Here is a 13953-nt window from a genome sequence, read left to right on the forward strand (position 1 = left end):
AGAATTTTTTAGGATGCGATACAGAAACTTATTTACCGTTCCGTTTTTGGCTTTATTTGCTTTATCCTCTTGTGCCGATAATGTTAAGCCGAGCCCAAATCTAACTCAGCCTCTAGCCGTAGCCGATACTCCTAAGACCGATATCCCTTATGCTGCTGATGCTAGTACATGGCCTGAGTTTGTGGAATTTTTAATTGCCAATGCCAAAGCGCAAGGCTTTGATCAACGCGTATTAGAGCAATTAAAAACTTTAACTTTTAATCCGCGCGTGGTTAGAGCAGACCAAGCTCAATATGAACGTATTCTTAGTAACCGCCAAAGCTCAGGGCAAACTGTAGTTAAAGAGCCTAAAGAAGAAGCTCTGATGCAAAGATACTTAAATATGCATATAAGTACAGGGCGCGTGGATCGAGCGGTAGCTTTATTAGAAAACTATCGTCCAGTATTAGAAAAAATATCAGTCCAATACCAAGTGCCTATGCAAGTAATTGTTGGTCTGTGGGGCATGGAGTCTAACTTTGGTCGCAACCAAGGAAGCTATAACCTCCTTGACTCTTTAGCCTCTTTAGCTTATGAAGGGCGTCGTCGTGATTACTTTATGCGTGAGTTTTTCAATGCTTTACGGGTAATGGAAATTAACGGCTTTACCAAGGCAGAAATGAACTCGTCTTGGGCAGGGGCTGTAGGGCAAATTCAATTTATGCCTACATCTTACCTACTCTATGGTGCCGATGGTAATGGAGATGGGGTAGTAAATATTTGGTTGTCAGCAATAGACTCTTTTGCCTCTATTGCCAATTACCTCCATAAAGAAGGCTGGCAAGCTGACTTACCTTGGGGCTTAAAAGTTAATATGACTTTTGAGCAATATTTAACTAAGTATAAAGATCTAGTAGGCGTGGGCGGAGCAGGAAGAACTCTAGCTCAATGGCAAGCTTTAGGTCTAGTGCCTAATGCCGATCAAGGTAATATGGCTTATGCTAGTGGCGTAAGTGACACTACACCATTATGGTTAGTTGTGCCTCACAATGAACCTAAACAAGCTTACTTAGTTACCCAAAACTATAAAGTTTATATGCATTGGAATCGTTCGTCATATTTTGCTTATGCCAACGGAACTTTTGCTAATTTAATTTATGAACAAATTCAAACCTCTAGACCTTAGGTCTAGGGGCTTTTTTAGTGCAAAAACGTTGGGGGAAGTGGTACAATATAAAAAACAATTTAACTTTCAAAAATAGACCTAACAATTTAACTTTTTTAGATTAGTGCCACTATGAGCAAAAATAACTTACAATCAAACTCTGTAACCTTGGCTTCAGAAGAGGTTGCTACTATAGGTCAACCTTTAGGACAAGAAGTTAACAATATTAAAATCGAAGATGACTTTGTTTTACCTGATTTACCGTCAAGTTTTTCTTCATTATTAGAAGTAAATCTTAGCAATCTCGAAGGTAAAAGTCACAAACAGTTTCGTTTGCCGGAACTAAAAGATATTTCTCCTTACGTTTTAACTTGCGTTGAAAGTGGGAGTGAAACCGCTCTTTCGAGTTTACGCAGTTTAGCCAATTTAATTCCGCAAGGAATTATAGTTTTTCTTCCTGCGGTTGGTGGCGTTGAGGAAGATGATACTTTGGCATTATTAAAGCAATTTTGCTTCATAAATTCAGGCTATAAACTGCTTACTTACCCATTTGCCGCTATTCCAGAAAACTATCCTGAGCTCGAAACCTATCTTTATAAAGGTACTTCTCGTTATTGGTTAAGCGATGCTGTGTGGAATTATGCTTTAGAGCATTTACGCATTTTAACTAAAGTTCAAGGCACCGAAGATAAAGCTTGGGTTTTAAAAACTAATAGCCAAACTATTTTTGATCCGCTAAGTGTGGCTTATCTCTTTGAGTATATTTGTCGGAGTTATGGCAAGTATCAAGTTTATCAACCTTATGCCTTTAAAGTAAGTGCACAAGGAGATATTAACTTTATCTCTTGTAGTTTACAAGCAGGTGAGTTTTTTGCTCCTTTAGCAAGTATAAGTAAGTTTGATTTTAAAATAGATCGCGATGGACGAAAAAATCGCGTAATTTCTCAAGCTTATCCTGTATTTAAAGAAAATACTGCTCTTTGTACACGCAAGTATTTTGTTTTAGGAGTAAACTTTGTCACTAATTATCAAGGTGCAAGTGTTAAACTAGGCGATTGTAATTGGCAAAACCTGAGCAAACAAGTTCCTGAAGTGGTAAATCACTTAGACTTTTATAGTGAAGCCTATTTAAAACAAGTAGCTCATACTTTTAGAAAGGTAAAAGCCCAAGCGAGCTTTGCCCAATTTAATTTAGCAGAACTGTTTAAACAAGAAGATTATCGTCCTGAAATTGTTGCCAAACGTTTAAATAAACAAAGAAATGAATATGAAGTTTCAGGGCAAAAACGCAATAATCTTGAATTTTTTATCGACTTTAATGTTATTTCCAGAATTTTAGCCGATGAATATTTAGATAAAATCAAATATAGTAATAACACCTTGTAAGCAAGGTGTTTTAAACTTTAGGCAAAATAAATTTGTCTAAAGAACAAACTAAGTTAAAAAGACAACTAAAATATATATGAAACTAAATCCAAACTATACGCTAGAAGATTTACGTGAACTGGTAAAAGAGCATCAGTGTGAGGACTTTGAGCCCTATGCTTATATTCGTTTTAGCAACGAGGCAATTACTTTAAAAACTTGCCTTGAATCTCTGGTGCCATTTTTTAAAAAGGGAATTATTTGCTATCACGAACCCTTACCAGGTATTAAAGCCGATGCCTCTCTAGCTATAGCGCAAGAATTTATTGCTAAAAATCCAGGTTTTCGGTTGGTAAAATATCCTTTTCATGTGATTTATCACGGTTTACCTGGTTTTTATAACTATATTTACAATGGTATTTCGCGTTTTTGGTTACTACATGCCTATTCGCAATATGCTTTACTACATTTAGAAGAGCTAGCTCGAGAAAATGGCGACTATGATAAAGCTTGGCTATTTAAAGTAGATTGCGACCATGTTTTTAGTCAAAAACTTCTTGAGTATACTAAACTGTGCATGCAGTTAAAATTTAAGACCGACCAAGAAAACTTTGCTTATTTTTATAAGGCAAATATTCGTAAAGATGTTTTACACGAAAGTGTACACGAACATAAAAAATTTAGGGTTGCCGATATTTGTAATGGTTATGATCATGTGGTGGTTAAGCTAGATAAAACTGCCCCATTCCAAATGTGTGTTAATCGTCCTGTACAAGGTAGCGAAGAAGAAAAAGACCTAAATACGCAAATTTATGAATTACAAAAATTTGCTCGCGGAGCTAAGGCTGTAGGTGAAAAAGCCTTTTTAAATTCGCTTCACTTTGATACGGAAAAGCTCTACTATTATCAAAAATTAAGTAAAGAGAAAGTAGAAGCGAGATTTGTTAATGGCGCTCCTTATGAGCAAGTAGATTGGCAAAAAATGGTAGATCAATTACCAGAAGTAGCCATAGACCCTGAGTTTTTTACTTATGAAAATGTAGCAAAAATCTTTGCTAGTTTTAACTATCCTGAAAGTGAAGCCCAAGGGCATCTTTATGGACGCGATGCCGTAGATCTGGAAACCTTTATTCATGATCCGCAATACCGTCCCGAAGTAATTATTGCCGAGCACAATAAACTCTGGGCAGAGCGTGATAAAATTAGCGATCCTGAGCAATTAGTAGCTCTAGAACGCGAACATAGAGTTTTAGTTAAGTTAACTAGCGAGAATTATTTGCCTGAGTTAGCTTATTTATAAAACAACAAATCTCTAATAGTTTTATGCTATTATAAATGAGTGTCATCGGAGTGGCTTGCAAAAGCCTGAGAGTATATCCGTCGAACCTGATCAGCCCAATAGCTGCGTAGGAAATGATCCTCTATACCCTAAATCCCCCGGTGATATATATTTATGGTAATCTCTTTTTTCTTAAGGAATATATATCATGAAAAAACTTTCCCTTCTCTCTTTTAGTCTTTTAGCTCTACCAGCCTTTGCAAATCAACCTACTTTAAATGTTCTCACCTATGAAGTAATTCGTGATTATGGTGTTGCGGAACAAATTAGTAAACTTTTTGAACCTCAATGTAACTGTAAAATAAATTGGATTACGGATTCGAGCCAATTTCAAATGTTAAATAAATACGTAGTTACAGTTAACAGTAAAAGTGCGCAACCGGTTGATGTAATTGTTGGGGTTGATATTAACTCAGCAACTATAGCTAAAGATCAATTAAGCAAATTATTCCGTCCGATTAACTATGCTCCTGAATCTTTAAATAACTTCCCATTTGCAAGCACTTGGAACAACCCTTATGCGCAACCTTTAAGTTCATCAGCTGTAACAGTAATTTACAATAGCGACAAGTATACTCCTGGACAAAACTATACTAGCTTTGTGGATTTAATTAACAATATTAACTTTAGTTTTATTTTTGGGGATCCACGTAGTAATGACTTAGGTCGTACTTTAAATAAAATTATTGCTTACTATGGGCAAGATGATGCTTCTCGTGTAGCTTTATGGCAAAAAATTAAAGACCATACAGTTACTGTAGGTAAAGGTTGGTCATCTTCGTATGGGGTATTTGCTAAAGGTGAATCTCAAGCTGCTTTAGGTTATTCTTCCTCAGTTATTTATCATACCTTAGTAGAGAATAAAACTAATTTACAACCTTTATTACAAGGGGCACAATTACCATTTTTAGTAGACAGTGTTCTGCTTCCTGCTAAAACGCAAAATGCAGCTCTAGCTGACCAGTTTGCCGCTTTCTTATTAACTCCAGAAGCACAAAAAGTATTTTTCAAATACAACTCTTCATATCCTGTAGTTAATATAGATTCTGTTTTAAGTCCAGAAGAACGTAAAGTAGCTGCAGGCATTAACAATTACAAAGTATTAGATTTACGTAATTTAGATGCGCAAGCAGAAAAATCTGCACTAGACGCATATGTTAAAGTGTTTGTAGGAAACTAAGGTAATTTTTGCAAGCTAACTAGAGGTTTTACCTTTTAGTTAGCTTTACTTTTGTTTATGAAAAAATATAAATGGCAAGAAATTAGCATTGCTTGGTTGGTTTTAGGTTTTATTTGTCTTTTCTATGCGATTAGCTTGCTGAGCTTATATTTAGTACGTCCTGAGTTTGATTTAAACTCAACTCCGGTTTCAGACTGGTGGCAAGTGGTAAAGCAAGTTAGTGGCTTGTACCTGAAAAATACTTTATGGCAAGCAAGTCTTTCGGCAACAATTATTGTCGTTTTGAGTTACTTTTTAGCCAAGGCTATTTATTATTTACCGCCCAAGTATACCTCTTGGCTCTTAACCATTACTAATACTAGCTTTTCTTTACCAACAATTTTAGTGGTGTTTGCTTTTATTGCCATTTTTGGTCAAGATGGTTGGTTAAGACAAATTGGCATAAATATTAGTATTTATGGTTTAGTGGGAATAGTAGTTGCTAATACCTACTTTAATTTAGGTTATGCTACTAGTGCAATTTACAATAGCATGCAAAAAATTCCCCTAGAAAACATTAAATTAGCGCAAATGTGTCAATTTAGTTTTTTGCAAAGAGCAAGAATTTTAGAGTATCCTTATGTAAAAAATAATCTGCTTAATCTTTGGCTCTTGCTCTTTATGCTTTGCTTTAATAGCTTTGCTCTAGTTTTATTCCTCGGGGGGCCAGCCTATACTAACTTTGAGGTAGCCATTTACAATTCTTTGGTTACCGAAGCTAACTTTACTAAAGCTTGTGTTATTGCCACTTTACAAATTATTTTCTCGCTGGGTTTAATTGCTTTAATTTCTCTGGTAAAACCAAGTCAAAACCAAAGTAATAGTACCCAATTGCAAGAGGGAAGCTATAGCTATGTGCCAAGATTATGGCCAGGAAGCAAGTGGAAAAAAATCACTTCCTATTTTTACTCAGCAGGGGCAATAATTTTTATTGGCATGCCGTTATTTAGCCTGGTTTATACAGGCATTAAAAGTGCGATTTTTCTCTACCAAAATGCCCAACGTCAGCTCGAGGATACGTCAGTAAGAGCCTTTACCGGTGATACTTTTAGTTATCCTTGGTCGGAGTTATGGCGGGCTACGCAAATGAGTTTAATTATAGCTGCTGGAGCAACTCTAGTTTGTTTAGGAGCAAGTATTTTAATTTTACGTGGTTTACGTTGGTTAGGGGATTATACGGCACAGTGGATAAATAACCTCAGTTTACTTAGTTTAGTAATTCCAAGCATGCTTTTAGGGGCAGGGTATTTTCTTTTTCTTAACTTAGGTTTAGATGTTGCGGTTGGGACTTGGGGCTTTGTTTTTCTCATAGTCTTAGCCAATGCCTTTGGAGCCATAGTTTTTAGCTTAAACTATCTCTATCCTGCTTATATGCAAATTCAAAACTATAGTCCTCTTTCCTTAATGGTAGGCTTAAACTCATGGCAGAGTTTATATTTATATGAGTTACCTTTATTAAAGAACTCCTTAATCTATGCTGCGACGACCGTGTTTATTTTAAGCCTCGGGGATTATTCAATAATTTTATTCTTTGTAAGTAATAATCAACTTTCGAGTATTACCTATTTGCTTTCTAATCAGTTAAATAGCTTTGCTTCTAACCAGGGCAATATCACCGCTATGTGTCTGTTAGGAGGAATTTTAGTTTTACGCTTTATTGCCTATTACTTTTTACAAAGAAGCAAAAAAGACTTTTAAAAAAACACCTCTGAACGCAAAGGTTCAGAGGTATTTTTTGTTTTAGTTTTGCATGAGTTGCTTTTTTACTATAGCAAGAGTTGTTCTTTTACTCTTGCTAGAATTGCTATTTTTACTCTTGCAAGCGTTGTACTTTTTACTATTGTCAGAGCTAAGTTAAACTCAAGGTTGATTTTTAGCTTTTGCCAATTTGTTTTTGCCGAGGCAAAAAAGCTTAATGAAACAAAAAAACTAAAAAACTTAAGCAAGCTTAAAAAACTAAAAACTTAAAGTAGCTAAAAGCACTTAACTTGCGGAGAGTAAACTATTTTATTTAAAAGGAATTTGCTTTAGATCGGCAATAGAGTCAATAACATAATCTGCCTCTTGGCAAATTTCGGTACCTGTGCGTACGGCAATAGTTGTAAGACCAAGGTTTTTTCCATAGAGAATATCGATAGTTTTATCCCCCATCATGTAACTTTTACTGCGATCTACATTAAAGTATTGACTAAATTCAATAAAAGTTTGCGGATTAGGTTTGCGCCAAGGTTCACTATCATCGGAAGTTTTAGCATAGAGCACGGCATCGATAACTAAGCCTGTAGTTTGGTAGGCATCTCGAGCCATATCATTCATGCATTGGATAAAGTCTTGCTCGCTAAACTTGTTCTTACTAATTCCCGATTGATTAGTTACTATAACAATAAAGTAGCCCTGGAGTTGTTTTTGGCGCAATACTTGGTAAGCTTGCGGAAAAATCTCCATTTGCTCATACTGGTGTAAATAACCTGGACCATCATCGTTAATCGTATCATCACGGTCAGTAAAGAGTACTTTTATAGGGGTGGTAGGTTTTTGCCCTTCAAGATGCTTTTGCGCTAAAAGCATATGAGGGGTTACTGAGGTTAATTTATATTCAGGCATAACTAAAGTAAAGGGTTGCAAATTTTTTTTCTTATTATATAAGACTTTTTGGCTTCAAGGAAAAAAAGAGTATAATATATAATGAAGGAGTGTTTTTATATCTTGAGAAAGGTGGAGAAATTTTAAATTAAAGACAGAAACAACTGCATACCTATGAAGAAAACATTTTTAAAAACAGTATTCGTCGCAACTTTAGCGTCACTAACGGCAATTATGTCTGTTTCGCAAACAGCCAATGCGGTTGTAATTTCTAGCACTAAAGCGAGTCCGATTGATAATCGTACCTATCTCCAAAATTCAATTTTAGATCGCTTTGTGGTAAATAGTAGTATCCTTAGTGCAAGTTTTACTCCCGCTCAAAATCAATTCTACCCATTTCGTCAAGTGCAGGGGCAATTTGCTCAGTTTCATTATGATCGCGTAAGAATTAACCGTGGCAGTGAACACGCTGAAAAAGTTCTCGAGTTTTATTTATCAGTTTTAGACCCTAATAAGATTTATTTTACCCAACAAGACGTTGATGGATTTAAGTCTCAATTTACTCGCGGTAGTACGCCAAAGCTAACTAATGACTTAAATATAGCTTGGCAAATTTATCGAATTTATGTGCAAAGAGCTACAGAGATTAACCGAGCTCAAGCAGCTTATATTTTATCTCTTAAAGACAAGCAACCTAACTTAGATACCAATGGCGTGCTTGCTTTAGGGGAAAAAGCTAGTTATCGTAATGCAAATCGTAAGAGCGTAGATGAGCTAGCACGTGAATTAGCTTTATCTCGTTTAATTTCAATTAAATTAGAAAAAACTACGTTTAGTTGGAGCGAAATTTGTGCTTATGCTATTCGTGGTTTAGTTAACTTCCAAAGCATTCTAAATAATACCAGCAATAGTGATGTGTTTGGTTTATTTATGAATTCTTATACTGTAGGGGGAGCAGATTATCACTCTAAATTCTTCCCTGCTGAACGTCAGTCAGATTTTGCTGATGGTTTAAGTAGATCCTTTGTGGGTATCGGCGTAAGCTTTAAAGGTAATACCGACGGTACTTTTGAAATTGTAAGCGTTCTCCCAGGCGGTCCTTCGGCTAAACAAGGTGGGATTGAAAAAGGAGACGAAATTCTTGCCGTTTCTAATGACAATCGCAACTGGACTTCAGTAGAAGGCTTAAGCCAAGATCGTGTAGTACGCCTCATTAGAGGACAACGCAATACTAAAGTTTTCCTACGTCTTCTTTCTAGCAATGGTTACACTAAAGTAGTATCTATTGTTCGTGGAGAGGTAGAAAAACAAGACGAAACTGCCAAATTAGAGACCTATAGAGTTGGTGGTAAAAAATATGGGGTTCTATCTTTTGGTATGTTCTACACGGGCGTAGCTAATGATATCCGTAAACTTATCGAAGATAACCGTGATATTGCAGGTTTAATTATTGACTTACGTAATAACGGTGGTGGTCTTGTTGATGAATTACTCAGAATGTCGGAACTATTCTTTGGACCTTATGCTCCGATTTTCCAAGTAACTTCGTCTCCATCGCAAGTAGTAGGTAATGTTAAACTTTCGAGCACTTACGATTTTAATAATCGTGCTAGCCTCTTTACCAAACCTATTATTGTTTTAATTAATGGTTATTCTGCTTCTGCTTCAGAAATTTTAGGAGCTGCTATCCAAGACTATAAACGTGGAATTGTAGTAGGAAGTACTTCATACGGTAAGGGTACAGTACAAGAACCTCGCCCTATAAGTGACTTCTCGAACGATGGTATTTCAATTATTACCATTCAAAAATTCTTCCGTTTAACTGGGGGAGCAACTCAGTTTAATGGGGTAACTCCAGATGTTAACATTACAGCTATCCCGGCAGCTGCAGATTCAGAACGTACAGGCTTTAATCCTCTACCATATTCGGTAATTAATGAGACTAGATTTACGGCATTTACAGATTATGTAAAACCTGCCTATATCCAACAACTAAAAGATCTCGAACAAAATTGGAGTAAAACCAATAAAGAGTATCGTGACTATGCTAACTTTATTCTCCGTGTACATAAAGAAAACGAAGCAAAAGTTAGTTATATAAACTATAGTCGTCGTCTCGATTACCAAAAATTCTATGAAAGAGAATCATTAAATCGTTATAACTCTTGGGCAAAAGCTAATGGTAAGAAAACTTATCCAAACTATCGTGCTTTTACCAATGCTGATGTAACCACTGGACCAGATCCTGTGTTAGATTTAGTGAAACAAATGCTTGTAACTTATACTAATAATTTTAGAAACTAGCAGAAAAAAGAGCCTAATTTAGGGCTCTTTTTTTTTGTGTTATAATAGGAAAGATTTTAATCTATATCTAATCTTTTGAAAAAAATATGTCCGATTATAAACAAACTCCACAACGCGAAGATAACGCAGCCCAAGAGCGTTGGCGTCGTAATCGTCGTAAACTTTTTCTCTTTCCGCTCCTCTTTTTAATCTTTGCGGGCGTGGTTTATTACTATGACCAACAGCAACTCCAAGCCCCAACTTCGGATGCTGCCGTTAAACAACCTATGCTAGCCCAAGAACCAGAGCAAGCACCACCTGAAGTACAAATCCAAGAGCAAGATTTTAGTCAGGTGCCTCGCATTGAAATTCCAGGTTTAGGTAACGTAGGTTATCAAACGCAATATATTGCTATAGTCCCAAATATTAACTTTGCCCAAACTTTACCAGCTTGTACTAATGTCCAAGTGCAAACAGCAAGTAGTTTTACTTGTTTATTTGCGGGCAACAAACGCATTACCGTAAATCTGCTTGGCCTCTATGCTCCAGCTTTAACCAATGCCCAAGGACAAGAAGCGACCTATGGTAAGCAAGCTCAAGAGCAACTCAAAAAGATTATTAGTCTTGGTGGCGATAACTCGACCGTTTACTTACAAATTCACCAAGCTGATAATCAAGCTTACCAAGCAACTGCCTATAATGTTTTAGGAGCAAATATAGCCTATACTATGCTTTTTAACGGCTATGCTTTTGTTGATCTAAAAGTAAATATCCAGCAATATTGGGGTGAACAATACGCTTTAGCAGCCATAGATGCACAAAACAATCGCCTAGGCATGTGGGAGCAAAAAAATTGGATCAATGCTTTACCTCCAGTAGATCCACAACAATAATAACTTTTTTTATTTTTGAGGCTTAATATGACAAAAAGAATTCTTATTAAAGGGGCTGCAGGCCGTATGGGTACTAACCTAATTAAAACTGTAGCGTCTAACCCTGATACTACTTTAGCTTACGCAGTAGTTCATCCTGAAGCACCGCAATTAGGGCAAAATGTACCTGAGTTTGCTGAAGTAAAATATATTAGTGACCTAAGCCAAGCTACAGATTTTGATGTAGCAATTGATTTTACTTCTCCTGAGTCTACATTAGAAACTTTAGCACATTGCCAAAAACTAGGTAAACCTCTAGTAATTGGTACTACAGGTTTAAATGCTGAACAAAAAGAAAAAATTCAGCAAGCAAGTACAAGTATTCCTGTAGTATTTGCCGCTAACTTTTCCGTAGGGATGAACCTGATGTTCAAACTAGTAGAAAAAGCTGCTCGTGTTATGGGTACTTATTCGGATATTGAGATTATTGAAGCTCACCACCACAATAAAGTAGATGCTCCATCAGGTACAGCTCTAGCTTTAGGCGAACACATTTGTAAAGCTCTAGGACGTGACCTAGATGAAGTTGCGGTAAAAGAGCGTAATGGTCTTATAGGTCCGCGTACTAAAGATGAAATTGGTTTTTCTACAATTCGTGCTGCCGATGTAATTGGGGAACATACAGTTTGGTTTGCTGATATTGGCGAAAGAATTGAATTAAGCCACAAAGTATCTGACCGTATTACTTTTGCTCGTGGGGCAGTACATGCAGCTCTTTGGTTAAGCCAAGGACCTGAAGCAAAACTTTACGACATGACTAATGTTTTAGGTTTAGATAAACTATAAGTTATAAAAAAAGACGATCTAGAAAGCTAGACCGTCTTTTTTTTGCGATATATTTTTTTCCCTTTACTTTTATACTCTCCTTTGCTCAAGCCCAAGCCTGTTAAAGCCCTAAACTTATTACTTTCTTGTTGCATTTGCTGTAACAGTTGGTTGATCCAAGTTTGAATATTAGCCATAAAGTTTTGGTAAGTATCTTGGTTTTGGCTAATGTTTTTTAAGCTCAATTCCCATAAAGCAGTAGTATCGGGTACAGTTACTTCAGGCGGTAAAGCTTGTAAAATAGCTTGCCCTATTGGCGTAACTTTAATATCCTTGCCCCTTTCTTTATAGCAATATTGGCTATCAAACAATTTTTTAATAATAGCCGCCCGAGTTGCTTCAGTACCCAAGCCATCAGTTTCATTAAGAATATTTTTAACCTTGGCAGAAGTAACATAGCGGGCAATATGAGTCATGGCTGTAAGTAAACTTGCTTCATTAAAATAGCTTGGTGGGCTAGTTAGTTTAACTTCTTTAGCCATGTCATTAATTTCTACAGGGTCACCGAGATTAATATTGGCTACCAATTGATTTGCAACAATTGATGCTAAACTTCCTGGAGCCTGTTCTTTGCTTCCTTGCTTGAGGTTTTCTTTATCCTTGGCACTAAGACTAAGGAATTTCCAGCCTGGATATTTTAGTGTCGAAGACTTAGCAGTAAACGCCCAAGGACGTTTAAATGCTTCAAACTCAACCTGTAAAAAGGAATCAGCATATTCGGCATTAGGCATAAATTGCATTAGGTATCTTTGGGCTATAAGCTTATAAGCCATATTTTCGGCAAATGAGCCCTTAAAGTCGTAACTCTGAGTAGTTGGTGCTAAAGCCGAGTGGTTAGTTACCTTTTTACTTTGCCAGATTGCTGATTTTTGCTCTGGATTTAAACGGAAGTAATTACTGTGTCTATCTACGCCTAATTGCTCACTGCTTTGTTGTAAGTTTGCCAGAATTTTATGGCGATCGTTAAAATCAGTTTCATTAAAGTAATTAGAGTCAGTACGCGGATAGGTAACTACCTTGCGTTCATACAGGTTTTGTACAGCTTGTAAAGTATCATCAATACTTACACCAAAAGAGTTATACATTAAAGTTTGTAAGTCGTGTAAAGACAAGCCTAAAGGCGGACGTTGCTCTTTAGTTTTTTGTTCAGCTTTGGTTACTGTACCAAAAGGATTTTCACTGAGAGCTGCTGGTAAGGCTTCAACAAACTTTTCATTAACTATGCGTCCTTCTTCATCAACTATACGAGCGAGAAAATCGTCATTAACTAAAAGCTCGGTTGTTGCCTTTTTAATTTCTGGTTTTTGGGCTTCGAGGGTGCGGAGTAAATCTAAGCGCACAACAAAATAAGGACTCGTAGTTGCCTGTCCGTTATTAGTAATGGCAAATTCTTGTCCTAGAGCTGATTTAACTTGGGCATAGAGTTGATAGTAATTATGGGGAACAAAGTTTTCTATTTCTTGTTGTCTTTGCCAAATTAATTGCATTACTGGCGACATTACCCGCCCAATACGAATTACCCCTTTAAATTGATGCTTTTGTGCATAAATAGTAGCTGCTCGGGAAAGGTTCATCCCCAGTAACCAATCTGCATGAGCTCGAGCAAAAGCCGACTGACTTACGCCATAGAGTTCTTGGTTGCTGAGTAGATCCCGAAAAGCTTTATCGAGACCATTTGGGGTTAAGTCCGAGATCATGACACGCAGAATACGTTGATCTTGGTAAGGATTAATTTTTAAATTAACAAAAAGTTCATCCACAAGTAATTGACCTTCGCGGTCAGGGTCACCTGCGTGAATAATATATTTAAAACTTTTATCTTTAATAAAGCTCGCAACAGCTTTATATTGTCCAGCCGTATTCTTACTAACTTCAAGTTTCCATTCTTGAGGAAAAATAGGTAAGTCTTCGAGACGCCAAGAAGCGTATTTGGGATTATAGGCTTCGGGCATGGCTTGACTGAGGAGATGTCCTACGCAATGGGTCACTACGAGGTTATCTCCAAGTTGAATATGAGTATTACTTCTTGTTGCTTTGCGTTTGAGTTTATTGCTTAAAAACTGGGCTATTTCTCGTGCCACACTTGGCTTTTCCGCAATAATTAAGGTTTTGGCATTAAAGATCATTCAATTGTGTAAAGAAAAATAATAGGATAGTATTACTTGTATTATACAAAAAGTACTATTTGTATTACACAAAAAAATGATCTTTGTATTACACAAAAGATGATATTTGTATTACACAAAAAATGATATTTGCATTA

The 13953-nt window shown here is 36.5% G+C and carries 10 protein-coding genes and 1 riboswitch; of the genes, 8 read left to right on the top strand and 2 right to left on the bottom strand.

Annotated features, from left to right (window positions below; all coding sequences use genetic code 11):
- Window positions 1-13: 13 nt before the first annotated feature.
- The 5 genes from CJP74_RS02010 (at window position 14) to CJP74_RS02030 (ending at window position 6765) form a co-directional block, all read left to right on the top strand.
- A complete protein-coding gene (locus tag CJP74_RS02010; protein WP_119496609.1) occupies window positions 14-1165 on the top strand; it encodes a lytic murein transglycosylase in 1152 nt (383 codons plus the stop codon).
- A gap of 111 nt (window positions 1166-1276) precedes the next feature.
- A complete protein-coding gene (locus CJP74_RS02015; protein WP_119496610.1) occupies window positions 1277-2530 on the top strand; it encodes a hypothetical protein in 1254 nt (417 codons plus the stop codon).
- Between the two features lie 76 nt (window positions 2531-2606).
- On the top strand, window positions 2607-3809 hold the full coding sequence (locus CJP74_RS02020; protein ID WP_119496611.1) for a hypothetical protein: 1203 nt from the start codon (window positions 2607-2609) through the stop codon (window positions 3807-3809).
- Window positions 3810-3845: 36 nt separating this feature from the next.
- Window positions 3846-3939: riboswitch (TPP riboswitch) on the top strand.
- Between the two features lie 57 nt (window positions 3940-3996).
- Window positions 3997-5028 carry a thiamine ABC transporter substrate-binding protein gene (locus CJP74_RS02025; RefSeq protein WP_119496612.1) on the top strand — a complete coding sequence of 344 codons (1032 nt, stop codon included), beginning with the start codon at window positions 3997-3999 and terminating at the stop codon, window positions 5026-5028.
- Window positions 5029-5085: 57 nt separating this feature from the next.
- Window positions 5086-6765: an ABC transporter permease subunit gene (locus CJP74_RS02030; RefSeq protein ID WP_119496613.1), complete on the top strand. Its 1680-nt coding sequence runs from the start codon at window positions 5086-5088 to the stop codon at window positions 6763-6765.
- Between the two features lie 309 nt (window positions 6766-7074).
- Here CJP74_RS02030 and CJP74_RS02040 read toward each other — a convergent pair whose 3' ends face one another.
- Window positions 7075-7671 carry an HAD-IIIA family hydrolase gene (locus CJP74_RS02040; protein WP_119496615.1) on the bottom strand — a complete coding sequence of 199 codons (597 nt, stop codon included), beginning with the start codon at window positions 7669-7671 and terminating at the stop codon, window positions 7075-7077.
- Window positions 7672-7824: 153 nt separating this feature from the next.
- Here CJP74_RS02040 and CJP74_RS02045 point away from each other — a divergent pair, with 153 nt between their 5' ends.
- The 3 genes from CJP74_RS02045 (at window position 7825) to dapB (ending at window position 11651) form a co-directional block, all read left to right on the top strand.
- The gene (locus CJP74_RS02045; RefSeq protein ID WP_119496616.1) at window positions 7825-9954 is read left to right on the top strand and encodes a carboxy terminal-processing peptidase; all 2130 of its coding nucleotides are present in this window, start codon (window positions 7825-7827) and stop codon (window positions 9952-9954) included.
- Between the two features lie 86 nt (window positions 9955-10040).
- Window positions 10041-10826: a thermonuclease family protein gene (locus tag CJP74_RS02050; RefSeq protein ID WP_119496617.1), complete on the top strand. Its 786-nt coding sequence runs from the start codon at window positions 10041-10043 to the stop codon at window positions 10824-10826.
- 27 nt (window positions 10827-10853) lie between these two features.
- Entirely contained in the window at window positions 10854-11651 is a 798-nt protein-coding gene (gene dapB / locus CJP74_RS02055) for a 4-hydroxy-tetrahydrodipicolinate reductase (protein WP_119496618.1), read from the top strand.
- A gap of 26 nt (window positions 11652-11677) precedes the next feature.
- On the opposite strand, the gene topB is transcribed toward dapB, so the two are convergent.
- Window positions 11678-13816, bottom strand: a complete 2139-nt coding sequence (topB, locus tag CJP74_RS02060) for a DNA topoisomerase III (protein ID WP_119496619.1) — start codon at window positions 13814-13816, stop codon at window positions 11678-11680.
- Window positions 13817-13953 lie beyond the last annotated feature (137 nt).

Origin of the sequence: Psittacicella melopsittaci (assembly GCF_003585925.1) — a bacterium.
GTDB lineage: Bacteria > Pseudomonadota > Gammaproteobacteria > Enterobacterales > Psittacicellaceae > Psittacicella > Psittacicella melopsittaci.